Annotated in this window: 22 protein-coding genes and 1 tRNA gene; 19 read left to right on the top strand and 4 right to left on the bottom strand. The window is 47.0% G+C overall.

Going from position 1 to position 26,785, the window contains the following annotated elements; genetic code table 11:
- Positions 1–1,023 carry a TlpA disulfide reductase family protein gene (locus B5Z18_RS09920; RefSeq protein WP_079469198.1) on the top strand — a complete coding sequence of 341 codons (1,023 nt, stop codon included), beginning with the start codon at positions 1–3 and terminating at the stop codon, positions 1,021–1,023.
- Between the two features lie 336 nt (positions 1,024–1,359).
- Here B5Z18_RS09920 and B5Z18_RS09915 read toward each other — a convergent pair.
- Both B5Z18_RS09915 and nfi read right to left on the bottom strand, forming a co-directional pair.
- Positions 1,360–1,433 (bottom strand) — tRNA-Asp (locus tag B5Z18_RS09915).
- A gap of 69 nt (positions 1,434–1,502) precedes the next feature.
- The gene (nfi, locus tag B5Z18_RS09910) at positions 1,503–2,168 is read right to left on the bottom strand and encodes a deoxyribonuclease V (RefSeq protein ID WP_079469197.1); all 666 of its coding nucleotides are present in this window, start codon (positions 2,166–2,168) and stop codon (positions 1,503–1,505) included.
- Between the two features lie 308 nt (positions 2,169–2,476).
- Between nfi and B5Z18_RS09905 the strand changes: the two genes are divergently transcribed.
- The 17 genes from B5Z18_RS09905 to B5Z18_RS09825 all read left to right on the top strand — a co-directional run bounded on the left by B5Z18_RS09905 (position 2,477) and on the right by B5Z18_RS09825 (position 24,597).
- Positions 2,477–3,076 carry an RNA polymerase sigma factor gene (locus B5Z18_RS09905; RefSeq protein ID WP_079469196.1) on the top strand — a complete coding sequence of 200 codons (600 nt, stop codon included), beginning with the start codon at positions 2,477–2,479 and terminating at the stop codon, positions 3,074–3,076.
- A gap of 47 nt (positions 3,077–3,123) precedes the next feature.
- Complete coding sequence (locus B5Z18_RS09900) at positions 3,124–4,077, top strand: FecR family protein (protein ID WP_079469195.1); 954 nt, start codon at positions 3,124–3,126, stop codon at positions 4,075–4,077.
- Positions 4,078–4,110: 33 nt separating this feature from the next.
- Positions 4,111–7,494, top strand: a complete 3,384-nt coding sequence (locus B5Z18_RS09895) for a SusC/RagA family TonB-linked outer membrane protein (RefSeq protein ID WP_235015894.1) — start codon at positions 4,111–4,113, stop codon at positions 7,492–7,494.
- 17 nt (positions 7,495–7,511) lie between these two features.
- Complete coding sequence (locus tag B5Z18_RS09890) at positions 7,512–9,113, top strand: RagB/SusD family nutrient uptake outer membrane protein (RefSeq protein ID WP_079469194.1); 1,602 nt, start codon at positions 7,512–7,514, stop codon at positions 9,111–9,113.
- 108 nt (positions 9,114–9,221) lie between these two features.
- Positions 9,222–10,658, top strand: a complete 1,437-nt coding sequence (locus B5Z18_RS09885; protein ID WP_143313537.1) for a hypothetical protein — start codon at positions 9,222–9,224, stop codon at positions 10,656–10,658.
- A 50-nt stretch (positions 10,659–10,708) separates the two neighbouring features.
- Entirely contained in the window at positions 10,709–11,470 is a 762-nt protein-coding gene (locus B5Z18_RS09880; protein ID WP_159454248.1) for a patatin-like phospholipase family protein, read from the top strand.
- 67 nt (positions 11,471–11,537) lie between these two features.
- A complete protein-coding gene (locus B5Z18_RS09875; RefSeq protein WP_079469191.1) occupies positions 11,538–12,233 on the top strand; it encodes a FadR/GntR family transcriptional regulator in 696 nt (231 codons plus the stop codon).
- A 198-nt stretch (positions 12,234–12,431) separates the two neighbouring features.
- Positions 12,432–15,806: a SusC/RagA family TonB-linked outer membrane protein gene (locus B5Z18_RS09870; protein WP_079469190.1), complete on the top strand. Its 3,375-nt coding sequence runs from the start codon at positions 12,432–12,434 to the stop codon at positions 15,804–15,806.
- Positions 15,807–15,824: 18 nt separating this feature from the next.
- Positions 15,825–17,396 carry a RagB/SusD family nutrient uptake outer membrane protein gene (locus tag B5Z18_RS09865; protein WP_079469189.1) on the top strand — a complete coding sequence of 524 codons (1,572 nt, stop codon included), beginning with the start codon at positions 15,825–15,827 and terminating at the stop codon, positions 17,394–17,396.
- 22 nt (positions 17,397–17,418) lie between these two features.
- Positions 17,419–18,336, top strand: coding sequence for a dihydrodipicolinate synthase family protein (locus B5Z18_RS09860; RefSeq protein ID WP_079469188.1), 918 nt, complete (start codon positions 17,419–17,421; stop codon positions 18,334–18,336).
- 29 nt (positions 18,337–18,365) lie between these two features.
- Positions 18,366–19,478, top strand: coding sequence for a tRNA wybutosine-synthesizing protein 4 beta-propeller domain-containing protein (locus tag B5Z18_RS09855; RefSeq protein WP_159454247.1), 1,113 nt, complete (start codon positions 18,366–18,368; stop codon positions 19,476–19,478).
- Positions 19,479–19,488: 10 nt separating this feature from the next.
- Entirely contained in the window at positions 19,489–20,718 is a 1,230-nt protein-coding gene (locus B5Z18_RS09850) for an MFS transporter (protein ID WP_079469186.1), read from the top strand.
- 2 nt (positions 20,719–20,720) lie between these two features.
- On the top strand, positions 20,721–21,893 hold the full coding sequence (locus B5Z18_RS09845; RefSeq protein ID WP_079469185.1) for a sialidase family protein: 1,173 nt from the start codon (positions 20,721–20,723) through the stop codon (positions 21,891–21,893).
- A gap of 122 nt (positions 21,894–22,015) precedes the next feature.
- Positions 22,016–22,444, top strand: a complete 429-nt coding sequence (locus tag B5Z18_RS09840; RefSeq protein ID WP_079469184.1) for an SRPBCC family protein — start codon at positions 22,016–22,018, stop codon at positions 22,442–22,444.
- A 216-nt stretch (positions 22,445–22,660) separates the two neighbouring features.
- Positions 22,661–23,266 carry a hypothetical protein gene (locus B5Z18_RS09835; protein WP_079469183.1) on the top strand — a complete coding sequence of 202 codons (606 nt, stop codon included), beginning with the start codon at positions 22,661–22,663 and terminating at the stop codon, positions 23,264–23,266.
- Positions 23,267–23,274: 8 nt separating this feature from the next.
- Positions 23,275–24,021, top strand: a complete 747-nt coding sequence (locus tag B5Z18_RS09830; protein ID WP_079469182.1) for a leucine-rich repeat domain-containing protein — start codon at positions 23,275–23,277, stop codon at positions 24,019–24,021.
- 78 nt (positions 24,022–24,099) lie between these two features.
- Positions 24,100–24,597: an anthrone oxygenase family protein gene (locus tag B5Z18_RS09825; protein ID WP_079469181.1), complete on the top strand. Its 498-nt coding sequence runs from the start codon at positions 24,100–24,102 to the stop codon at positions 24,595–24,597.
- A 370-nt stretch (positions 24,598–24,967) separates the two neighbouring features.
- On the opposite strand, the gene B5Z18_RS09820 is transcribed toward B5Z18_RS09825, so the two are convergent.
- The gene (locus B5Z18_RS09820; RefSeq protein ID WP_079469180.1) at positions 24,968–25,162 is read right to left on the bottom strand and encodes a hypothetical protein; all 195 of its coding nucleotides are present in this window, start codon (positions 25,160–25,162) and stop codon (positions 24,968–24,970) included.
- 67 nt (positions 25,163–25,229) lie between these two features.
- Between B5Z18_RS09820 and B5Z18_RS09815 the strand changes: the two genes are divergently transcribed.
- Positions 25,230–25,838 (top strand): TetR/AcrR family transcriptional regulator, encoded by a 609-nt coding sequence (locus tag B5Z18_RS09815; protein WP_079469179.1) that lies wholly within the window; start codon positions 25,230–25,232, stop codon positions 25,836–25,838.
- A gap of 17 nt (positions 25,839–25,855) precedes the next feature.
- On the opposite strand, the gene B5Z18_RS09810 is transcribed toward B5Z18_RS09815, so the two are convergent.
- Complete coding sequence (locus B5Z18_RS09810; protein ID WP_235015893.1) at positions 25,856–26,641, bottom strand: alpha/beta fold hydrolase; 786 nt, start codon at positions 26,639–26,641, stop codon at positions 25,856–25,858.
- Between the last annotated feature and the right edge of the window lie 144 nt (positions 26,642–26,785).

Genomic DNA, 26,785 nt, shown 5'->3' with positions numbered 1-26,785 from the left:
GTGAAAAAAATCATCAATACACTATTACTGATTTTCACTTTAGCAGGTGTTTCAATTGGCCAAACGCAAAAAACCAATTATATCGTGAAAGGTCATATAAAGGGATTAAAAGATAGCTGGGTTTTTCAATTTGCGAAAGGTCGTGACTCAGTGTTCTCCAGGTCTGGTGAATTTACATTCAAAGGCCTGATCACTGAACCTACAGCCGCTTTTATTTATATACCAGCTGCCCATACCCATCTTGAATATTATTTAGATGAAAATGCAGTTGTAGAAATAAATTCGGATCTGGATAGTCTTGAAACCACCAGGATTAAAGGGGGAGTAACTCAAAACGAGTTTAATAAATATCGTGAATATCTGGGAAAACTCCCCATTTCCGACCGCGATGAACATCGCATAAATGCCATCGAAAAACAATTTATAAAAGACTACAATGGGAGTTTTGTCAGTCTAAACATGATCAACCAAATGTCTTATAATTCAGATTTGGAAATTTCAGATCCACAGCTGCTAAAAGACCTGTTTGATCAACTGACACCGAAGGTAAGAGCCTCTAAATCAGGTAAAAGAATCTTGAATAGTTTAGAGGTTGGAATTAGAACAAATATTGGCCAAATGGCACTGGATTTTTCGCAGCCAGATTCATTGGGTAAGCCAGTGAGCATGTCGTCATTCAGAGGAAAATATGTTTTCCTTGACTTCTGGGCTTCCTGGTGTGGTCCCTGCCGGGCGGAAAACCCCAACGTACTAAAGGCCTACGAAAAATTCAAAGACAGAAATTTCACGGTGCTTAGTGTCTCTATTGATACCAACCGGGAAGCCTGGCTAAAGGCAGTTCAAGAGGATCATCTGCCCTGGGTACAGGTATGCGATTTAAAAGAAAGTAATGTAGCCTCAAAAATTTATGCAGTTACCGGTATACCTACAAATTTCCTGATTGACCCTCAGGGAAAAATCATAGGCAGGAGTCTAAGGGGCGAAGACCTTATTAAGAAGCTGGCAGAAGTTATACCTGAATAAGGTTCAGGTTTGATCCGACGAAAGATAAATTTTTGGGCAGCTGGAGGTGGATCATCCAGCTGCTTTTCTTTTGCCAGATGTAACGTTTTTTCAAAAGTTTGTGCCGGTGTCCTGCCAAAGCAATAATCTATGGTACTTTCTGAATCATAGAAAAACATCTATTGGCACTGTACATCACTATTGGTAGGGAGGCTGTAAATATAATTGCATCTTAGTAAGTGATAGTTAACCTTAATAAGGTAGCAAAAAAAAGAGGAGAGGATTAACCGGTACCCGACTAAACACCCGACTTAAAATAGAAAACCCGCGACCAGCGCGGGTTTCTTCGAGATTTTGCGGACCGGACGGGACTCGAACCCGCGACCTCCGCCGTGACAGGGCGGCATTCTAACCAACTGAACTACCGATCCTTCCTACAGGCAAGCTTTTCAGCCATTCTGTATTCCCCATTTGGGGCTGCAAATATATAAATAATAAATTCATTTCTCCAAATTTTTATACTCCAGTAATGCCAGTCGTCCGTAATGATCGGAGATCCGGGTGGTTTCCGGTAAGCGGTATTGTGTACAAAGTTTCAGTACAATGTCAGTGGCAGTGGCCAGCGATATTTTATGTCCTGTAGAAACAAATACCGGGTTGGTAGCCGTTTGTGTTCGCAGGGCGTTGCCGATATGTTCACTGCTTTCTATTAGTGGTGCAATGCTGCCTCTTTCTTCCCCGAGGTCGTGATATTCGCCGCATAGCCATGTTTTGCCGCAGCCGATTACGGGTTTGTTAACCGTTACTCCAAAGTGGCAGGCCATTCCAAAACGGCGCTGATGGGCCAGTCCCTGGCCATCGCAAACAATGAGGTCCGGGAGCAGCGGGAGTTTTTCCCAGGCTTTCAGGAGGGGAGGCATCTCCCGGAAGGAGAATAATCCGGGGATATAGGGAAAGGTAACTTCCATGCAATGGGTGGCTACGGCCACTACCTGCAGGGTGGTATAATCCAGCAGTACAATGCTGCCTGCAATCAGGTTGGAATCTTTGTCGTATTCCACATCGGTGCCGGCAATAATTTTAATGGTATCCGGCAATTCATCTGTGGTGATTACCTGCCGGCGTAATTCTTCCTGTATGGCGATAGCTGCATCTTCGGTGAGCATAGGTAACTTTTAAAACAGGTAGAAAGATACCGTTTTTGAGGTAAGATGTACGCTTATAAATATTCTTTCCCGTTTGAAAAAGTAAATTTATATTTGATTGACGCCAATCAGTCCACATTAAATTATCAATCAAAATACAGTAACAATTTAATTTTCAGTTCACGATGAAAAGTACAGGAGCAATGTCACGTCTTCCTGTAAGGTCTTGCTAAATCGATTTTTAAAAAGAAAAGAAGCCTGGAATTCCTAACGTTAATATCCACGTAATATTAGACAATTACTTTTGTAGGGACTGTTATATTCAACTTATGTCTGCGCTTAAGAAAATATCTTTCCATCATACATCCGGAAGCTCCGGCCAGGCTGAATTTGAGGCGGCTGTAGCGGCCTATTGGGATAAGTTACTCGGCATCGCCGTGGCGAAAACCAATCCGCACGACGCCTTTGATATTGTGCAGGATGTACTGCTTTCACTATGGGTGAAATGGGAAGATGTGCCCAAAGATGAAACGCTGGAGTTTTACCTGCTCCATGCCCTGAAACTGCGCATCTTTAAGTACTATCGCACTAATGGCCGTTACCAGGCACACCTGAAAAAACTGGAAGTATTATTAAACGACACACTGGAATCACCGGATGCAATAAACTCCGATGAACTGCACGGACTGAAAGAAACCATTATTTCTGAAGCGCTGGAAATCCTCTCTCCCAGTCAGCGCCAGCTATTTATCCTTCGCGTAAACCATCACTATTCTTACCAGAAAATTGCGCAGCAACTAGGTATAGATGCAGGATCCGCGCGCGTTTTATACAGCCGTGCCCTTAAACAGGTAAAGGCACATATTAAAGCAAATCCGGCTTTGTCTGCCAGCCTTATTTCCTCTTTTTTGTTGTTTACAATTCCTTAACCTTAGATGGAGTTAACATTTTTTGTGTTGCGGGTATTCATTAACAGATGGCAACACAAAAATATCCGAGGGCTGAAGCCCTGTTGAAAAAGTTTCATGAAGGAAAATGTACGCGGGAAGAACTGGCGCTACTGGACAACTGGTATGACGGTTTAAACAGCGAAGCAGATTTGTCTGCCCTGGAATCAAACCTTTACCGGCAGCAGTTCCTGGCTAATTTTCACAGCATGCTCCCGGCAGCTCCGGTAGCCTGGTGGAAGAAACGTTCCATTCAATGGGCCGCTGCAGCCAGCATATTATTGCTGGCCGGCGCAGGATTTATGTGGCAGCGTTATTCACAACAACCGCCCGCCCGCCTGGCTTATAATAAGTCATTCCAGGTTACCAACGAAACCAGCGATATTAAACTGGTAGTACTGCCGGATAGCTCCCGTATCTGGCTGAATACAGCGGCCTCCCTTAAATGGAAGGAAGACTATAATAAGCAAAGCCGTAACGTACAACTCACCGGGGAAGGCTTTTTTGAAGTACAAGGCAACCGGAACAAACCATTCGTGATCCACACCAGGGATCTCGCTATCCAGGTACTGGGTACGCAGTTTAACGTGGAAGCCTATGCCGGCGAAGGATTAACCCGTGTATCACTGGTACAGGGTAAAGTAAAAGTATGCTCGGGAAAAGACAGTACCGTACTAAAGCCCGGCTACGCCGCCGCCTATAATAATGAAGATAAAGCACTGAATATTTCCGCTACAGAAGCCGGCAAAGTAGCCGCCTGGAAAGAAGGCGGCTTCAGCGCTACTGATCTGCCTTTCAAAGATGCCGTTATGCGATTGTGCACACGCAACGGTTATCAGGTGAAATGGGAGAACACACAAGGCATCGAAAAAAATGTATCTGTACTCTTCAAAAAAGACAGCTTCGTAAAAATGCTGGGAAATCTATGTTACATCAGCCGTAAACAATTCCGTATTTCCGACAAACAGGTGATCATCTATTAAATAACACGTGAACGCTCCTGAAAATTTCAACACATGAAAATGACATTTACTTCCGCTGATCAGCATACCCGCAGCAGCGGGCGGGCTGTATCCCGCATCAAACGATTCCTGCTAATGGGATGTGCCCTGTTGCCAGCTACCTTCGGATACGCCAGGCAAAACGGGTTGAGCGAAAAAGTGAAACTGGATATTTCCCGTGCCTCCCTCTCCCAGGTGCTGAGCGCACTGGGACACCAGAGCAGCTTTACATTTAACTATGTAAAACAGGACTTCGACAAAATTATTGTCAGGGATTTCAAGCCGGATAATATTACGCTGAACGAAGCCCTTAACATGCTCCGTAGTAAATCAGGTATTGAGTACAGCGTGAGCGACAAAGCCATCCTGCTCCGGAAAGCAGAGAAAGATCCGGAAGTACAAACTACCCAGGCAGTTGCCCGCAAAATCACTGGTCGTGTTACCACTGAAAATAAAGAACCTATTCCCGGCGTATCTGTTTGGGTAAAAGGCACTAAAACAAGAACCGTTACAGATGCCGATGGCAAATTTGAAATCACCCTGGAAAGTGATAAAGCCATACTCAGCTTCAGCTATGTAGGCTACGAAACCGTGGAAATGCCTGCCGGTAGCTCAGATACGGTAAACCTTACACTGAAAACCAGCAACAACGCACTGAATGAAGTGGTGGTACTTGGTTACGGCACCGCAAAAAAAGGTGACCTCTCCGCTGCCGTAGCAGTAGTACCAGACATGAAGCAGATCAAGGAACGCCCGGTACTGGATGTGGCCAATATGTTACAAGGTAAAGTACCCGGTATCACGGTGGTAAGCAATGGTGGCCATACCAGCAATGCCAACAGTGTAGTAATCCGTGGCGTAGGTTCCCTGAATGATAATGTACTGTATGTGGTAGATGGTGTACCTGGTGCGCCTTATAACCCTGCTGATGTGGAATCCATCACAGTATTGAAAGATGCTGCTTCTGCGGCTATTTACGGTGCTTTCTCGGGTTCGGCAGGGGTTATCCTCATCACTACCCGCCAGGCTGCAAAAGGACTACCCAGCGTACAGTATACCGGCTTTGTAGGCGCCAAGCAACCCTGGCGCACCTTGCAGTCACTCACTGCAGAACAGCAGGGTAAAGTATCCGACCTCGCGCAAACCAATGCAGGACTGACTCCGCTGGAAGGATGGAATCCTGCGAAAAACCCGGATGGCCTGGTAACGCGCACCAACTGGATGGATGAAATTTTCCGCACCGGTTTGATACAACGTCACAATATCAGCGTAAACGCCGGAACAGATAAATTTTCCACCCTCTTCCAGGCACGTTATGAGAAAGAAGAAGGTACGCTGATCAATACCTATAATAAAAATATTTCCCTGAGATTTAATGCAAATTACCAGTTTAGTAAGAACGTTAAACTGCGCCAGGATCTCTTCTGGAATAACAATGATAACAGGGATGCAGAAACCGCCAGCGGTTACAGCGGCGTTATCCTTTCTGCCCTGTACATGCCGCGCTCCGCTACCCCGTACTACAGCGATGGTACCTTTGGTGGCGTAGGTCCAAGAGGTTCCCAGTATAACGGGATTTACGGAGACGTGATCAACCCGGTAGCCACCCTGCTCAGAAACCAACCCTATAACAAACGGAATGACCTGCAGTCGGCAACGGAGTTAACGGTGTCTGATATTATCCCTGGTCTTACTTACCTGTCCCGTTTTTCTTACCGTCAGCAAAATGCACTGTGGAAAAACTTTGAGCCTAGAAGAACAGAGCCCGGAAAACCAAATGATCAGAATACTTTAACCTATTCTACAGATAAAGGATACAAGTGGATCTGGGAAAATACCCTTAATTACAATAAGATCATCAACCGGCATAACATTGGTGTGATGGCATCTATGACAGGGCAGGAAGAATCCAACCGCAATTTTTCTGCCGCTGCCAAAGGATTTGAAAACGAATCCGACTGGGCGCAGTTCTTTACCAATGCCACCATCTTTGATCAGAATCAACCAGCTGACGATGAATGGAAAGACAGAACAGTTTCCTATGTAGGAAGATTATCCTATAGCTGGGCAGACCGTTACTTTGTAACCGCCAGTTACCGTAATGATGTTGCCGGCAGGTTAGCGGAAGGTTATCGCTCCAAAGGTTTTCCGGGTGTAACTGCCGCATGGAAAATCAGCTCAGAGTCGTTCATGGATAATGTAAAATGGATGGATCTGCTCAAAATCAGGGGAAGCTGGGGAAGGATTGGTAACCTGGGTTCCATCGGACATTATTATGGTTATGCTAAACTCGCTCCGGATTATACTTTCCAGGTGGGCGACGGTGCGCCAAGATCCAACTCACTCGCTAATGGAAGTGCATTTAACCGGTCCCTGTCCTGGGAAACTTCCCAGCAGTCAGATATCGGTATCGACATCAGCGTCCTGAAACAACGACTGAATATCACCGCCGATTATTTTGATAAACTTACCTATGACCTGATCCAGCTGCAATCCAACTGGCCCAATACTTTCGGTATAGGTGCACCGTATATTAATAAAGGAGAAATCAGCAATAAAGGTTTTGAAGTAGCTGTAACCTGGAACGATCATATCGGTATGGTAGGATATAACCTGGGGGCTAATATCGCTACATTAAAAAACAGGGTGAAATCCATAGATGAAGATCCGGCTGCTACGTGGGTACATACTGATGCCTTCAGAGGAGTGCTCACCCCTTTCCGCTCTAAAGTAGGAGAACCATTTTATTCTTACTGGTTGATAAAAACGGCCGGTATCTTCCAATCAGATGATGAAGCAAAAGCTTATCAGAAAGATGGTAAAATGATTCAGCCTAATGCAAAAGCCGGCGACCTGAAATTTGTGGATCAGAATGGAGATGGCGCTATCAACGACGGTGACCGCGTATACATGGGCAACGCATTTCCAAAACTCACTTACGGATTCACCGCCAGCTTCACCTGGAAAAATTTTGATCTGAGCCTGTTTATGCAGGGAGTAGGCGGCGTAAAGCTGTTCAATGCTTTCAAGATGACTACCTTAAGCGGCTCTGAACAAGGATACAACCGTTGGGATAAAATCCTCGATGCCTGGTCCTCTGAAAATAAAGGCTCCAACATCCCCCGTATCTCTGCTAATGATCCCAACAAAAATTTCCAGACCAACTCCGACTGGTATCTTGAAAATGGTAACTACCTGAGATTAAAGAACCTGCTGATCGGCTACACCTTTAAGAAAATGAGCTGGAACCAGGGCCTTCGCGTATACTTTAGCGGCGATAACCTGCTCACCTTTACCAAATACACCGGTATGGACCCGGAAGTAGGTGGTGTTGGTCTTGATGGCGGCCAGTTCCCGGTATCACGCGTGTTTTCCCTGGGTGCAAATATTAAATTCTGATCAAATCAAACGCTTTTATGAAAACAACATTCAAACATATATTTCTCGCGGGGTCGCTGATGTTGGGTGCAAGTGCCTGTAACAAATGGGTAGACACAAAACCCAACGGCGCACCTACTACTGCTTATTTCTGGCAGAGTGATAACGATCTCCGGAAGGCTACCAACGACATGTACGTAGCCATGCGTTATGAATCTACCTGGGGACGTGACCTCTTCTGGGTACAGGACGCCAGCGACGACCTGATTGTAGGAAGGGCGAAGGCCGATGGGGAGAATATCAAGAACTTTATTCCAAGCGGCCGTGAAGGGTATCTGAAAAACGGATGGTCCGATCTGTATAAAATGATCAACCGCGCCAACCAGGTGATCCAGAATGTACCCACTTCAAAAAATACCACAGAAGCCGCACGCAACCAGGCTTTGGGCGAAGCGTATTTCATGCGCGGATTTGCACATTTCTGGGTGGCTTATCTCTGGGGACATAAAGACCAGGGCGTTCCTTTCGACGGACCGGAAAATCCTGAATTTGGAAAACGTATCCCTCCTCAGTTGCCATCTGTAACGGATAACTATGCGCAAATTATCAGTGATATGGAAAAGGCAGCCTCCCTGCTGCCCCTCTTTGAAACATATAGCACCTCCGACCAGGGACGCGCACACAGAGCTGCAGCCTGGGGGTATATGGTGAAAGTATACGCTTACTGGGCACAGTACGACGCTTCCAAATGGGCGCTGATCCCCGCACTCGCCGATAAGATCAGGGATGAAGGACACCGTGCCCTTATCAAAGGAAAAGAAACCAGCCAGCAGAATTACCGCGCCGTTTTCAGCATTGCCAATAACTGGAGTTCAGAATATATGTGGTCTGTTACCTCCGGTGTACAGGGCGGTTCCGAATTTCCGGGCGTAGTACTGGAAAATACCGGTTGGGCTATCTTCAACGGCTGGGGCTATTTTCAGCCAACGGAAGAACTGTATGAAGAATACGAAGCGAATGACCCAAGACGTGAAGTGACTATCCTGAAATTTGGGGATAAGTTCACCTTCTTTGGCCTGGTGCGTTCTTACTACTCTACCAACAGCCTTTCTGGTTTCCAGATGAATAAGTATATGGAGCCATACTCCTATGGTAAAGATGGCGTTATTACTACCAACACCAATATCAATCAGAGCCCCGATTATCCAACTACTGCACTCAATTTGCCATTGATGCGCTATGCGGAAATCCTGCTATTTAAAGCAGAAGCGCTGATCAAACTGGGCCGGAGTGGCGAAGCCGCTGCACCGCTGAACGAAGTACGCAGCCGCGTAGGACTGGCAGCTATTGCAAATCCTACAATGGAAAATCTCAAGCATGAACGCCGGGTAGAGCTGGCCTGCGAATGGACCGACAGGCTGCAGGATCTCAAGAGATGGGGTGATTATGCAAAGATCAATGCGCCTTTGCATGGCCGTATCCACAGCGATAAGGTAAACCCGTTGTCTTCTTACGAAATAAAACAGGTATGGCCGGCACGTAATTTTGATCCGGCCAAACATATGGCATGGCCCATGAATCCTGATGTAATAGCGCAGAGTAACGGCGTATACAAGCAGGTGCCGGGCTGGAGAAACTAACAGGTAATAGCGAACAATGATACAGGCGGATGGTAAGAGTGAGGATATTTATATATCTTCACTCTTACCATTCGCCTCTTTTGTTTCACTCCTTATGCTCATTGTACTATGCCACGGAATTATTTGTTTACCACCATCGTCTTCTTTACTGCTCTTATGACCGGCTGTGCAGAACATGGTCCTGCACAAACGAGCCAGGCAGCCACCGATTCCATACCGGTTACCAGCCGGCCATTGTTCAGGGATTTTATGGGCATCAACGGGCATCTTACTTTCAAGCCCGATTTATATAAGCAGGTTTGCCGGCTGGTGCGCAGTTATCATAACATCAGCTGGGATGTGAAAGCGCCCGGCGATGCCATTACCATACCTAACACCATCAATAATATTAACTGGAAACGGGACGCCTACGGTCCGTGGAAAGCCGCCGGGTTTGAAACAGATATCTGTATGCAGTTCCTGGGAGTAGGATTGGGCAGTCCGGATTACAAACAATTGTGGGCTGGTAAGGAGCAATGGGCATATGATTACGGGAAAGCGATGGCCACTTATTATGGGCCATCCGGGGCGGAGAAATTATGTACCTCCCTGGAAATTGACAATGAGCCGGGCACCCGGTTTGATCCCGCGCTTTTTAAAACCCTGTTCACAAAAATGGCGGAAGGGGTACGTGCCGGCGATCCGGCGATGAAGATCGTTACGCCGGCAGTGGCGGTGAAAGCAGATCCTTATTCGCAGGGATTGAATGATTTGTATATAGATAAAAAAATACTTCCCCTCTATGATGTGATCAATGTGCATACTTATCCTACCATAGAAAAATCTGCTGATAGTGAAAACAGCTGGAACCGGAGCTACCCGGAAGATAATTCCCTGCAGTATCTCAAAGTAATTGAAGACGCTATTGCATGGCGCAACCAGCATGCAAAAGAGAAGGAAGTGTGGGTAACCGAATTTGGATATGATGCGTGTACGCCGGAGGCTATGAAGCACCGGAAAGACTGGGCGCTGAAATTGAACTGGCAGGGCGCCAGTGATCTGCAACAGGCGCAGTACCTGGTGCGGTCATTCCTGGTGTTTGCCACGCTTGATATCCGGCGCGCTTACCTGTATTATTATAACGATGAAGATGAAGCCTCTTTTCACGCCGCTTCCGGGCTTACGCGGAATTTTGTTCCGAAAATGTCGTTCTGGGCAGTGAAGCAGTTGTACCAGACGTTGGGCGATTATCGTTTCCGGCGTGTGGTAAAAAAAGAAACGGATTCCCTGTATGTGTTTGAATTTATAAAGGGAGATGATCCGAATTTGCTGGTGTGGGTGGCCTGGTCGCCTACCGGCGCCAGAACCCATCAGCAGAAAGGCTATCAACCGCACGTAATAAATGCGGTACTTGATAACCCACCGTCGTGGCCGGTTAGCACTGCTGCCATGACCACGGCCGATGAACCTGCAAAGCAAGTGAAGTGGGAGAAAGCGGGGGATACGGCTATACGTTTGGAGGTAGGGGAGAGCCCTGTGTACATCATGTTTCAAACGGGCCAATAAAAAGGTTTTTTTATATTAGCCGGATGAATGAACAGCAAACCCGCCCACCTGTGAAACGACCATTTGTTTTATCCGGTGGTGGCGCCAGGGGATATGCCCACCTGGGCGTTTTAAAAGCATTTTCCGAACAGGATATTTACCCGGAAGCAATTTCTGCTACCAGTGCGGGTTCTATCGCTGCTGCTTTTATTTGTGATGGATACAGTACCGATGAGGTGAGGGAAATATTCCGGGTGCATAAGCTCGGGTTGTCGATGCACTGGCGGAACTGGCGAGCCGGTTTCCTGTCTCTCAAAAAAGTAGCAGAAGTACTGAAGCAAACACTCAGGCATCAGACATTTGAAGAACTGGATACTCCTTTATACGTAACAGCCACTGATTTTTTAACAGGCAATCAGCGTATTTTCAGTGAAGGCCCGCTGATCCCGGCCATCCTGGCGGCATCTTCTGTGCCGTTGTTATTTCCGCCCGTGGAAATAAACGGGGTGCAGTATGTGGATGGCGGTCTTTCCGGCAACCTGCCCATAGAGCCGCTGCTGGCGGAATACCGCGATATCATTGGGGTGCATGTAAATCCGCTTACACCTTATAACCCGGCAGAAGGCTTCCTGGCCAATGTGGAAAGAACCCTGCACCTGGCTATCCGTGAGCCGGTGCTGAAGAATAAGTTGTTGTGCAGTTATTTTATTGAGCCGGAAGATCTGGGCAAATTCGGCATGTTTGATTTCAAGCGGCTGGAAGCCATTTATACATCCGGTCTGGAATACACCCGCCGCCGGTTACAGGAACAGCCGGTGATGCTACAAGGATAAACAGCCGGTATTATTGATGCGATCTGTTAATTTGTAGTACATTTAAACAAAATATCACACCTGTTTTATGGGAATTGGGAATTTACATATCGATATTGAAAAAGTGAGTTATAAAACGATGGCAGATGAAGTGGAGATGAAGCTGCTGGAGTATCTCAAAAAGCAATCCTTCAAACCCGGGGATGCATTGCCAAAGGAAATGGAGCTGACCGAAGCCCTGGGCGTGAGCCGCAACGTATTGCGCGAAGCCCTCAGCCGTTTGAGGATGCTGGGTATGATTGAAACAAAAAAGCGGCGGGGCATGGTGCTGTCCAGCCCCGATATTTTGGGGTCGCTGGAACGGGTGATGGACCCGCTTATCATTGACGATGCCACACTGCAGGATATTTTTGAATTGCGGCTTACGCTGGAAATGGGACTGGCAGACATCTTATATATCCGCAAAACAAAAAAGGATATTGAAGAACTGGAGAAGATCGCCCTCAGCCAGAAAACAACTCCCACCAAACAAAATTTCCGGATCAAACATGAAGTAGAGTTTCATGGCAAAATTTACCAGATGACCGGTAACCGCACTATGCAACGATTTCAGACGATGTTGCTTCCTATTTTCGGCCACCTGGTAAATGAAGAAAAAGTACCGATTGTAGGCAAAGTGTCGCATATCGACCTGGTAAACCTGCTGAAGAATGGTACCCGGGAACAGTTCCGCGAAGGCATGCGGAAACATCTCGAACATCATTTCAAGAAGTTGAAAAAGTAAGCACGATAAGTTACAGCATACCACTGCCTTGCTTTCAAAGTGGCCACAGCATTTACTTTCATACATTATTCCATACACGTCCTTTTCTTTTTTTTGAGAAATGTTTTGCGGTATGGATTTTTTTAGGCAATTTTAATATGTAGTACATAAGTATTTAAGAATATTAGTACAAGTTTAATTGTCTAAACAAATTCCCGTATGAAAATTGCTCTCAACAAACTGATGGGGGTACTCCTTGCCATTGCCATCAGTACAATAGCTGTAGCTCAACCAAAGAAAATCACCGGCAGGATCATCTCTTCGGAAGATCAGCAGCCACTACCTGGTGTTAGTATTGTCATCAAAGGAAAGAAAACAGCTGCCATTACCAATGCTGAAGGCTATTTCAGCATAGAAGCCGCACCCGAAGATGTGTTGCGCATTTCCTATATCGGGTTTACGCCGCAGGAAATTGCCGCAGGAAACCGCAGCACGGTAAACATCTCCCTGGTATCTGCTACTTCCAAAATGGATGAAATAATAGTAGTGGGATATGGTACGCAAAAGAAAAGCAGTCTAACGGCATCGGTAGCACGACTGGACAAACGTATCCTCGAATCCGGTATACGCGCCAACCCCGCACAGGCGCTGGCGGGCACTATTGCCGGGGTGAGAGTGTCTACCAACTCCGGTAAGCCCGGCGCTATCCCCAACATCATTCTCCGCGGAGGTACCAACTTCGACGGCTCCGGCAGCCCGCTCATCATCATCGACGGACAATTCCGCCCCTCTTTAAGCGATATCAACCCGGAAGATATTGCCAGCATGGAAGTACTGAAAGATGCATCCGCCACCGCCATCTATGGCGCCCGCGCCAGCAACGGCGTAATCATGATCACCACCAAAAGAGGAAAATCAGGGACATCTGAAATAAACCTGAAAGTAAAAACAGGCTTTAACTATTTAAATTCTCCCTATACCCTGCTCACCCCGGAAGAATATTTATACTGGGGCAGAAAAGCATTGGTAGAAACCTATAAGGTAAACGGTAACCAAAGCCTGCTCAACGCTTCCGGCCCACGTGGCACCGGTAACGTTTACAAAGATGCTGCAGGAAATATCATTGACGGCAACTATGATCTCAATGCCCTATTCAGTCCCATGCGCCTTACCGATCAGAACAGGGAACTGCTCTCCGCCAACGATGGCTGGAAAGTGATGAAAGACGCTATTCCCACCAATGCCGCCGGTCAGTATGATCCCAACGGTACCTATGCAGACCTTATTTACAAAGGCTTTAGTTATGGAGACAATGCCTTCAATAAAAAATCACTCACACAGGATTATAATATCAGTATGACCGGGGGCAACGAAAAAGGCGCTTACTATGCTAACCTCGGTTATTATAATGAAGATGGTATTGCGCGCAAGTCGTTTTACAAACGACTGAATTTTACACTCAACGGTGACTATAAAATAAGAACCTGGCTGAAGTCGGAAAGCAACGTATCCTTTTCCCGCGCCAACTCCAGGGATCAGGCGCAAACCAGCGATGTGAATTACTGGGGACGTTTACTGATGGCCGCACCCACCATGCGTGGTAATAACTCCAACGGAGAACCGCTCCTGGGAAGGAATGCCGGCGATGGTAACCCCGCCGTGAACATGGACAAATATTCCCGGAAAAACCAGGCGGACAAGTTTACCCTCGCGCAGTCTTTTAAAGTAGACCTCTATAAAGATCTATACTTCAGAGTGGGCGCTATTCTCATGTACGACGAAAGCTTTAACGAATCATTCAATAAAGATTTCCGTACCGGCGTAATGAGTAAAACAGATCCTAATGCGGGGTGGGACCGCACCCGCAGCAGCAATGCTGCCTTCGACCGCACGGTTCGTCAAACCTATAATGCTACTCTGAACTACACCAAAATTATCCACGATGATCATAGCATCGATGCGATGATCGGTGGTGAATTTTTTGATGCTTATAACTATGGATTATCTGCCAACGGAAAACTGGCGCCTACGGATGATTTTCCCACACTGGGGTTAACTTCCAGCGACGCCAACACCCGCGGACAAAATTCGTATCACCTGCGGGAACGCATCCTGTCAGGCTTTGGCCGTATTAACTATGACTGGAAAGGAAGATACCTCGCCACGTTTACCGCCAGGAGAGACGGTTATTCCAGGCTGATAGGCGATAACCAGTATGGTCTGTTTCCCGGTGCTTCCGTAGGCTGGCTGTTGCACAAAGAAAACTTTATGGTGAACACCAGTAAGTGGTTATCCTTCCTAAAACTCCGCGGCAGCTGGGGAAAGAACGGTAACATTGGTGAAGTGGGAAAGCGCGCTGATAACACCATCGACGTATACTCGCTGCAGGGCGGATATCCGGCTACTACCCGCTATGAAAGCATAATCGGTTTTTCACTGGGTGGTATCCCCAACCCCGGCTTACGATGGGAGAAAACAAACACCATCGAAGGCGCCGTGGAATATGGCTTATTCAATAACCGCCTGAACGGAAGCATTGCCTATTACAACAGGAATACAACTGATAAAATTGCAAGCGTAAGTTTGCCCGGATCTGCAGGTGTAAACAGTATCCTCACCAACAACGGATCCATGCGGAACAGGGGATTTGAAGCAGACCTGAATTATAAAGTACTGCAGTCGGGCAACTGGAATGTTAGCGTGGGCGCCAATGTAGCGTGGAATAAAAATACGGTGTTGAAACTGCCGTTTAACGGAAATGAAAAGAACCGTCAGAACGGGGCGCAAATCTACGATCCTGCCAGCGGCAGAGTGATATGGGCAGGCGGTTTGCAGGAGGGACAGGAACCCGGCGAAGTATTCGGCTACTTAACGGATGGCATCATCAGAACCACCGCTGATTTAGCAGCCTATAATAAAATTGATCTCGCTGCTGGCCAGGTGCAGCTCAACAACGCTGCAGGGCGGCCTGTAGCCAGTCAGCAGCTGATAGATAAAAATGGCCTCACCGGTTTCTGGGCCACCAGCCTCGGTGATATGAAATGGAAAGACCTTGATAGAAACGACACCATCGATTTCAGGGACCGCGTATCATTAGGCCGCACTATCCCACGATGGACCGGCGGATTCAATGTAGCCGCCGGCTGGAAAGGCTTACAGTTGTTTGCCCGTCTTGATTACGCCATCGGTTTTATACAGATGGACGTAAAACAGATGTGGGCGCTGGGTAGCATGCAGGGCGAATTCAACGGCACCGACCTGGTGAAAGACACCTGGACACCGGAAAATCCCAACGCAAAGTATCCTATCTATGTAAACCAGGATCAGCAGCTGAAAAAGAACTACGACCGGCACAGCGATATGTTCTGGAAAAACTCCAGCTATCTCGCTTTCAGGGAAGTAACGCTGAGTTATACAGTGCCGAAGAAGATACTCAATAATGCAAACATTGCCGGCTTAACGGTGATGGTAACCGGGCAAAACCTCGGATACATCAGCAATAAAATGCTGGCGCTGCCGGAACGTACCGGGCAACAGGATGGGGTATATACAATTCCTACTTCACTGGTGTTTTCCGCTAACCTCACTTTCTAACGTATCAAATCAGCACTCATGAAAACAACATATATTTTCCTGCTGGCACTGATATTAATTGCTGCCAGCTCCTGTAAAAAAACATTGCAATTATCGCCGGAAGATTCTTTCGGAGATGCTAACTTCTGGAAGAACGAAGCACAGATCACCAATTACATGGTAGGATTGCATAACGAGTTCCGCAACGACCAGTTCCAGTTTTTCCGGCTGGGTGAAATGCGCGGTGGTGGATTAACTACAGAAGAGGCATTTACCTTGTCGTTGCAGGAAAGTCCCGTTATTGAACAACGGCTGGAAGAGAATGTTTCCGGCGTGAATAACTGGGCCGGATTTTACTCACCTATCTTACAAATAAATCTCTTTATACAAAAAGTAGAAGCAGCAGGTTTTTTGGGAGATGATAAAAAGAAGTATCTGCTTGGCCAGGCATATGCCATGAGGGCCTATTACTATTTTCACCTGTTACGTACCTACGGTGGTGTGCCGCTGCGGTTAACCCCTGATGTAGCCAACGGTATAACAGACCCGGTATTGCTGCGCATGCCGCGGGCTACGGAAGCAGAAGTGCTTGCATCGGTGAAGTCGGATGTGGATAAGGCGGTTGGCAGTTTTGGCACAGCCACTGCAAAGGGCAAAGGACAATGGTCGCCGGCGGCGGCATTAATGCTGAAAGGTGAAATATATTTATGGTCCGCCAAAGTGTATAGTAACACGGCGGATCTGGCTACCGCAAAAACGGCGCTCAACGCCGTAACAGGTACCAGTTTGTTGCCAAAGTTCAGCGACGTGTTTGCTTATGCTAATAAGAAAAACAGCGAAATTATTTTTGCGATTTCTTTTATGGTAAATGAAGCCGAAATGTCTACGGTGTCGTTGTTTACCTACGACCTGCCCGGTATAGCGCAGGACTGGTACGCGGATTCACTCGCCTCTGCGCCAAAGCTCACCGATCCGCTGAACATCGGACAGGTAAATTCAAAACAGATCATTCAACGTTACCGTTATAGCTTCAGATTATTCCAGAGCTATGATAACCTGGACCAGCGCAAAGCAGCTACCTTCTATGATCTTTATAAAGTAGATAAAACCAGTGGCGCCCCGGTGGTGAAAGTAAGGAATACCGTATTGCGTAAATTCCTGGGCACTTTTGATGCGGTAACGCAAAAGCGCTATTTCTCCGACGACTGGCCCGTTTACCGCGAGGCAGATCGCTTGCTGATGCTCGCGGAAATAGTGAATGCAGAAGGAGGTGATCCGTCGCCTTACATCAAAGCCGTGCGCGACCGTGCTTTTGGCGGTCCGGGGATAGATCCTGCTCCTTTTGTAAATTCGTCTAAAGATGCCAATGAACTCGCCATCTTCACAGAACGCTGCAAAGAATTTGTACATGAAGGCAAACGCTGGTATGATCTGCGGAGGATGAAATACGGCAATGAGCCGCTGGTATTTATCAATGCAGGTCATCCTTTTGGAGTGCTGAATAAAGCCACGCAGGCATATAAAATATTATGGCCAATCGACGCCAATGTATGGACCACCGATTTACTGGTTAATCAAACACCTGGTTACGCTACTTCAAAACCCGAATAACCCAATATAAAAGTATCATTTCATGAAGCATGAACATATCGAAGGACTGATTGCTGCCGCATTTACTCCCTTTCACGGGGATGGTTCCCTGAACCTGGAGCTGATACCTGCTTTAACAGATAAGCTGGTAAAAGATGGTTTAAAAGGAATATTTGTTTGCGGCAGTAATGGCGAAGGTCCTAACATGACCACCGAAGAAAGAATGCTGGTAGCGGAAGCATTTGTAAAAGCAGCCAGGAAGCGTTTGCTGATCATTGTGCACGTTGGTCACAGCAGCATTGCCGAATCCCGGAAACTGGCTGCGCATGCCGCGTCCATCGGTGCGGATGCATTTTCCTCGGTAGCGGCATTTTATTTTAAACCCACTTCCGTACAGGTGCTGGCGGATTGTATGGCAGATATTGCCTCCGCCGCGCCCACGCTGCCGTTTTACTATTATCATATTCCTACACTTACCGGTGTAGGCATGGATATGATGGAGTTCCTGGAAATAGCCGGCAGCAGGATCCCCAACCTGGCAGGGATCAAATATACTTCGTCCACCATCCATGAATATCAGTCTTGTTTTAATTACCAGAACGGCCGCTTCGATGTGCTGTTCGGGTTCGATGAGTTGTTGCTGCCCGCGCTGGCGGTAGGCGCAAGAGGTGCTATCGGAAGTACGTATACTTTTGCAGCGCCGCTATATCTGCAAACAAAAGCGTATTTTGAAAAGGGCGATATAAAGGCCGCACAGCAACAGCATTTATTCATGGTGGAGGTGATCAGGATCTTTGCAAAATACCCGCCTATACCTGCTCAAAAAGCCATTATGAAGATGCTGGGCTGGGACCTGGGTCCGTGCAGGCTGCCATTAACCACGTTTACGCCTGCGCAATACGATAAATTGTACCAGGAGCTGGAAGCTATCTCATTTTTTCAGAAAGTACAACCTTCATGAAACGGATACTTTATTCAATATTTATGATAATGACGGTGAACACAATCAACGCCCAGGAAAAGAATGTGGATAAAGTGCAGTGGTCGGTGGCAGCGATGCTGCCGCCTGCATCCGGGCAATCTGTACAACCCGGTGTAGCCGGGCCGGTAGCAGGCATCAGCAATAATGTAATGATCGTTGCCGGCGGTGCTAATTTCCCGGCTGCCATGCCCTGGAATGGCGGTGTGAAAAATTATAAACAGGACATTTATATTTTCCGGAAAGATGAAAAAGGCAACGTACTACCCGGCATTGTAAGCCGGCAAACATTGCCGCAACCACTGGCCTATAGCGCCAGTGTGAGCACATCAACAGGACTTATTTACGCCGGTGGTGAAAACGATCACGGTCCCACGGATAAGGTGACGCAATTAACCTGTGATGCTACCGGTCACATTGATTTTACAACGCTGCCATCGTTGCCGGTGGCGCTCACCAATTTATCAGGCGCATATTATCAGCATACGCTGTATGTAGCCGGTGGCGAATCGGTGAACGGGCCATCCGCTAAATTCTTTTCGCTGGATCTGTCCACGCAGGGCGCTGCCTGGCAAACGCTGGCAGATATACCGGTGGCCGTTTCCCACGCAGTGGTGGCCATACAGGATGGCGGCGTGTACCTGATCGGTGGCCGGCGAAAAAACAGCAACGGCATCAGCGATATTTTTAATACCACCTACCACTATGATTTGCATACAAAAGTATGGACGCTCAAAGATCCACTGCCTTACCCCGTTTCCGCAGGAACTGGACTGGCCGTGGGGGATCATGAAATCCTGTTTTGCAGCGGCGACAAAGGAGAGGTGTTCAGCAAGGTAGAAGTACTGAATGCCGCCATCATCACGGCCACTGACAGTATCAAAAAAGAAACGCTGACAAACGAAAAGAAGGCATTGCTAAACGCGCATCCGGGGTTTACAAAAGAAGTATGGTTGTATAACACCACCACCGGCCGGTGGAAAGCAATAAATGCTTTAACGATGGAAGGCCCTGTTACCACCACCGCATTTTTGTGGAACGGGGTTATCATGATTCCTTCGGGAGAAATAAAAGCAGGGGTGCGTACGCCGGTAATAATTTCAGGCACATTATTTTTCAACTGATCTGTGTATCATGTCCAATAAAGGAAGTTATCGCTGGGTAGTAGTAGGATTGCTATGGGTAGTAGCATTGCTGAATTACATGGACAGGCAGATGCTGTCGACCATGAAACCCGCCATGCAGGTGGATATATCGGCATTACAATCGGCTGCCAATTTCGGCTACCTGATGGCCATTTTTCTGTGGATCTATGGATTTATGAGTCCGTTGTCGGGCATCATTGCGGATAGGCTCAACCGGAAGTGGCTCATTGTGGGAAGCCTGTTTGTATGGTCCGGAGTAACGTTTGCAATGGGGTATGCCACGACTTTTCAGCAGCTGTATTGGTTACGCGCTGCGATGGGCGTAAGCGAGGCATTGTATATACCGGCGGGACTGTCGCTCATTGCGGATTTCCATTCCTCTGCCACCCGGTCACTGGCCGTGGGTATTCATATGACCGGGCTTTACATGGGGCAGGCGCTTGGTGGCTTTGGCGCTACTATCGCGGCCAGGTTCTCCTGGCATGCTACCTTTCATACGTTTGGCATCATTGGCATTGTATACTCGCTGATACTGATTGTATGTTTGCGGGAAGCCGTGAAAGATGCTCCCGGTGCGGTGAAGGAGCGGCCGCCTTTCGGGAAAGGGTTAGGTTTACTGATGACGAATATTTCTTTCTGGATCCTCCTGTTTTATTTTGCTATTCCGAGTTTCCCCGGCTGGGGAATAAAAAACTGGCTGCCGACTTTATTTTCTGAAAGTTTACAGATAGATATGTCGGCCGCAGGCCCTTTATCTACCATTACTATCGCGGCCTCCTCTTTCCTCGGCGTGATTTTCGGAGGCATATTATCTGATAAATGGGTACAGCGGAATAACAGGGGGAGAATTTATACCAGTGCCATTGGCTTATCGCTTACTATCCCGGCATTGCTGCTGATAGGACTGGGGCATAGCCTGGTGCATGTAATGGGCGCGGCCATCCTGTTTGGTGTTGGCTTTGGTATGTTTGATGGCAACAACATGCCTATCCTCTGCCAGTTTGTGCCATCGGGTTCACGGGCTACCGCCTACGGGATCCTGAATATGTCCGGCGTATTTGCGGGCGCTATTATCACCGATCTGTTGGGACGCTCCACGGATGCGGGCAACCTCGGACAAAGCTTTGCTATGCTGGCAGGGATTGTACTGGTAGCGATTATCATTCAACTATGCTTTTTACGTCCGCAAACAAATGATATTGACCTGATAAATAAATAATGATGATTAAAAAGATAATGGCAGTGCTGCTGATAATGTGCTTCGGCACTGCGTATGCACAACAAAAAGAAGTACCTGTTTTTATTTCGGGAACCGACGGTTACAAAACATTCCGTATCCCCGCAATTATTGCGTTGCCCGATGGCGATTTGCTGGCCTTTGCAGAAGGCCGGGTAAACGGTATGGATGATTTCGGGGATATTGATATGGTGATGAAACGCAGCAAGGATAAAGGCAAAACCTGGTCGCCCATGCAGGTAGTGGCCGGCGCCGATAACCTGCAGCTCTCCAACCCCGCGCCGGTGGTAGACCTTACCGATCCGGCCTATCCACAGGGAAGGATCTTTCTTTTTTACAACACCGGTACACACCGGGAAGGGGATATCATTAAAGGCAAAGGGATAAAACATTGCTATTACATTACCTCTGCGGATGGTGGCCGTACCTGGGCCGCGCCGGTAGATATTACGCTGCAGGTGCACCGGCCGAAACAACCGGATATTGACCCGGCGTTTAATTTTGCGGAAGACTGGCGCTATTACGCCAACACTCCTGGCCATGTGATGCAGTTTCCCGAAGGTATTTTTAAAGGAAGAATTTTTATTGCTGCCAATCATACCGCGGGTAAAGCATTGCCCGGCGCGCGGCATTATGTGGCGCATGGGTACTACACCGATGATCATGGTAAAACATTCCACTTAGGCAACAGTATTAATTTGCCCGGCAGCAATGAATCGATAGCGGCTCCGCTCTCCGGCAACAAGCTGATGATGAACAGCCGTAACCAGGCAAAAGATGTGAAGGTGCGGATCGTGTCTGTCAGCAGTGATGGCGGCGCCACCTGGGATACTACCTATTTCGATCACCAGCTGGTAGACGCCGTATGCCAGGGCAGCATTCTGAATATAGGTACTTCCAAAGGAAAAAATATACTCGCCTTTTGCAACGCTGCCGATTCGCTGGAAAGGGATAACCTCACACTCCGCATCAGCTTTGATGATGGCCGCACCTGGAAAAAAAGCTATGTAATATATAAAGGCGATGGCTCAAAGAAAGCCGGTTATGGCTATGCCGCTTACTCCGATATTGTGCAGCTGGCCCGGAAGAAAATAGGCGTGCTGTATGAAAAGGATCACTATTCTTCCATTGTATTTACGGTGGTAAACTGGAAATAAACCGGTATTGCGGAGGTTGTCGCAAACAGGATGCTATTTTGTCGTATTTAGCCATGCCGGGAATAAAATAGAGGTGCTATGTTTGCATTAACAATAACGATTAACATTTAAATCTTAAAAACATGCAAACAGCCAATAGCACAAAGATCACCGTAAGCGCCACTATTAACGCACCTGTTGCAAAAGTATGGGAGTTATGGAATGCGCCTGAGCATATTGTTAAATGGAACACCGCTTCCGACGACTGGCATAGCCCAAAATCTGTAAACGACCTTCGTCCGGGCGGTAAGTTTGAAACACGCATGGAAGCCAAAGATGGCAGCTTCGGTTTTGATTTCGGCGGCGTATACAACGACGTGATAGAACATGAACTCATTACCTACACTATGGGCGATGGCAGAACAGTAAAAGTGACTTTTTCTGCAACAGGTAACACTACTGCTGTTACAGAAACTTTTGACGCAGAGGATACCCACAGCATTGAAATGCAACAAGGCGGCTGGCAGGCTATCCTGGATAATTTTAAGAAATATACAGAAGCGTTGGCGTAATAGTCTTCCTGGATAAAAACCGCTCCTGTTCTGCAGTAATATATTGCCGCATGGATCTATGGATTCATGCGGTATTTTTATGAGACACTACCTGTTTACCGGTATATTTAAATGACTATTTGCAGGTATTGCTAAAGTGCCGCGGTATGCCGTCTTTTGGGGTACAATTCTTCCCGTGATTATCATGTTACAGGGATATTAAAAAAGGAGCTTGTTATGAACCGGAAATCACTGCTGATCAGTTGCATATTATACTTTGCATCGGCTTCTATTACGGCATCTGCGCAGAAAGGGGTGGAATATGTTCTTCCTGCTGCCTCCTTCGATGAGGCAGCTACCAGCAAGTTACTGGAGCCAGGTACCGCTACCATCCGGGGCAATGCTTCTCTGAAAAAGAAAGGCAAAGTAAATTTTGCTGCAAAAGGCCATAATATCATCCTGTTTCCGGTAACCCCTTATTTTACTGAGTTTGTTGAGCTGAAGAAAAAGTACAACAGCCGGAAGAAACAGGCTACCATGACTAATGATGCCTTCACTTATCGCATAGAAGGCCGTTACCTGGATGACCAGGGCAATTTTGAATTCACTGAATTAAAACCGGGCAGGTATTATCTCGTTACCTGGATTGAGTATGAGCGGAAGAAGAATATGGTTCTCCGCACGGGCACCCGTACCTTTTACAACGTGTATAGCGGCAATGAAGTTGGGTCTGAACCTATTTATAATGCCTATTCCTACCACTATAAAGCAGAAGATGAAGTAGCAGGGTTTGTGGAAGTAAATAAAGAAGGAGAAGTAGTGAATACTGTTATCAGCAATTAAACAAAGCCATGAAAAAGATATTCTTATTTGCTATTCTTTTGATGGCATTGCAAACACAAGCACAAACCATCAAAATTCCGGATGCCAACTTCAAAGCGGCACTCATCAACCAGGGATTTGACACCAATAACGACGGGGAGATACAGGTGGCCGAAGCCCAGAAGGTGACCAGGCTGTATGTAAATGGCGCCGGTATTACCAATCTCACCGGTATCAAAAGTTTTACCAGGCTGGAGGAATTCGGTTTTTATGATAACCAGATCAAAACGCTGGATCTCGAAGGAATGAGCAGTCTGAGAAGTATTTACGGTGGTAATAATAACATGCAATACGCACGTGTGAAAGGCCTCACTAACCTGGAAACCATGTACCTCCACGATAACAAGATCAAAGCGCTTGATCTCACCGGGCTTAATAAGCTAAATGACCTGAAAATGTACAGGAACGCTTTGTTTAAAGTGAACTTCAGTCATCTGCCAAACCTGGAGAATGTGGAACTGCAGTACAATAGCCTGGTGGACTTTGTTGCAGAAGGATCGGGGGTGAAGAAACTAAACCTTAGCAATAATAATATTACTTCCATCGATCTTACTTCCATGAAAAAACTGGAAAGTGTGAACCTCGATGACAATATGTTTTTGTCGACCCTGAAAATCCGTGGATTACGGTCTCTCAGATCATTGTATTGTAGCCCCAATTTAATAAAGAACTTAAATATGAGTGGTACGGTGAGCCTGCGGGAATTCAGCTGGTAAATCTGTTATAGTTTATATGAGGGGGATGTTATATTTTCACGTAAGATCTATTGTCCGCATCATTTAAACTTTTGGCACATGGGACTTACTTTCCTGCAGATTTTACTGGGAATGACGGCTGTCTCCACTGCATTAATGGGAGGACTTTTTTACGCCTATTCCTGTTCTGTAAACCCGGGGCTTGGCCGCTTATCTGATATGGGTTATCTGTCTGCCATGCAATCTATCAACCGGGCTATTCTCAATCCTGCATTTTTCTCTTCTTTCCTGGGTTCCCTGGCTTTGTTGCCTGTTTGTACGTGGGTGTATTTCAGTTATTCCGTGTCGCCGGGAAGCTGGTGTGTATTGGGTGCTACGGTTGTTTATTTTACAGGTGTTTTTGGCGTGACGATGGTTGGCAATGTTCCGCTCAATAATGCGTTGGATAAGGCGGATCTTGCGGCTGCTTCTGCGGGGCAGCTGGCGCAGCACCGGGCGGCGTTTGAGGAAAGGTGGAACCGGTTGAATACGGTGCGGACGGTAGCGGCTGTTGCTACCGTGGCGCTGATGGTGGCGGGATGTATTGGGTTTAAATGAGGATATATTTTTAATGTACACCAGTTTCCCATGCACATAATAATAAAACAAGCCTCCCCCAAAGTAAGCCACCACATCCCGGATATCGCCGGTATAGTCGGCAGAAAACCGTGGCATTACCCATTCAAAAACCACCGACATATATAGCGCAATGAACAGCAGGTAAGAGAGGGGATAGGTGTAATGTTTGTCGCGGATAATACAGTTACGCGTAAAAGTAAGCGCAACATGCGCCATAGCAGGTACTGCAATAAAGTCGGTGAGGTACCCGTTGACCAGCGGAACCGGCTGTTGTATATACCTGAAGAAGTGGATGATGCCCCATAGTCCGCAGTAGATAAGGAACAACGGATCCAATAAACCTCTCATCTTACAATACAAACATGATGGCGCCTCCGAGCAGCAGCGTCACAAGTAATGCCATTACGGCAAACAGGTAAAATGCACTGTCTTTCAGCAATTTTACGGATGTGGTATCTGTTGGCTTAACCGGGAAAACGCTGCCTCTTAGTCTTTGCAGTAAGGGTTTATCTTCCTCCTGCTGATCATACGATTCGTTATTCATATCGCCTGTATTTAGAACAAATGTACTAATTATTATTATTTTTAGAACAATTGTTCTAAATTTGGATATGGATACGCGGACAAATATTCTCAAAACGGCGCTGGAACTTTATAACAGCCAGGGTGTAAATACAATTACCAGCAGGCATATTGCGGCGAAAATGGGGATCAGCCCGGGTAATCTTCATTATCATTTCAGGCAGACAGATGAAATCATAAAAACACTTTATGAACACCTGGCTGCTGATTTTGATGTACTGGTGTCTGAACTGGAGTCAATTCATCCTGTAAGCCTGGATACGCTCCGGGATTTCGCTGTCCGCTCGCTGGAACTGGCATATAAATACCGGTTTATATTTTTACATTTTGTGGAGATAAGTCTGCGTGTGCCGGCTATCAGGAAAGACTATTATGCGCTCACACAACGCCGGGAAAAGGAATTCTTTGCTATTTTCAGGCAGTTAAAAAAAGAAGGGATTTTCCGGACTGATCTGCCGGAAAGTATCTGGGAAGCGTTGGTGACGCAGATATTTATTATGGGCGACTTCTGGCTGTCAAATAATGAATTAACCGGGAGGTTGAAAGGAAGCAATGCTATAAAACATTACAGCGAAATTTTTTCCGGTATGTTTTATCCTTATCTCACCCCAGCGGCGCAGGCGCGTATGGCGGAGTAAATCTGTTCTCCGCTATGTTATTCTTTCAAAAATGCTATAATCATCGTTGTTACCAAAGCAGGTATTTTGCTTTGCTTGCCGGGCGCACAAATTTCCCCGATATAATCGCCGTGGCCGCCCGGCAGGATAGCCAGTTGTGCGTGTGGTAAAGTGCGCGCCAGTAACAGCGCATGTTCTGGCAGGATCGGCTCTGCATAGCCGTTTATCACCAGCGCCGGCGCCTGGATACCTTTTATTTTTTCCGTGCTGATATCTTTAAAATTCTCCATCCTCGCCACATCCCGGTGAAACATCGCTTCAAGTCCTTTGGGATCGGGATTGGCCTCTAAGTATGCTTCCTTTAGTTGCGGCGGCATTTTGTCCATAGTCGCATTTTTGAATCCATCAAAGAAACCGGGAGGCGTGCCATCGCGCCTGTAAAGTGTAGAGGCCAGTACCAGTTTATTTACCAGCTCCGGATGCCGTATGGCGATTTGCAGCGTAGTGGTGCCTCCGTTGCTGAAGCCCATAAAGTTGGCTTTGGCAATATGCAGCTGCCCGAGAAGCGCGGCCACATCATCCGCATCCTGTTCAAAGCTCAATGGCCGGTCGATATCAGGAGTATGACCATGCGCCTGTAGCTCTACGGCAATCACCTGCTGTGTTTTTGCCAGCTCCGGGAGAATAACGCCGTAGTTGGACTTAATGGTGGAACCTCCGCCGTGAAGCAGTACCAGCGGGGCGCCGCTGCCATGGATCTCATAATACATCTTTAAGCCATTCACTGTTGCATAATGGCCTGTTTGTTTTTGCTGTGCGTTCATCTGCAAATGTGTTACGAATAGCAAAAGTATAATAATAATGTAGGTGCGTTGCATACGATATTTATATTTTGATAGGGTAAACCTACATCAAAACGGAGGATACGGATGGGGGCAAAAACGCCAATTTTCATGGAGATTCCGACA

Source organism: Chitinophaga ginsengisegetis, from assembly GCF_900168065.1.
Classification (GTDB): Bacteria; Bacteroidota; Bacteroidia; order Chitinophagales; family Chitinophagaceae; genus Chitinophaga; species Chitinophaga ginsengisegetis.
This window is presented reverse-complemented; position numbering and strand designations above follow the sequence as displayed.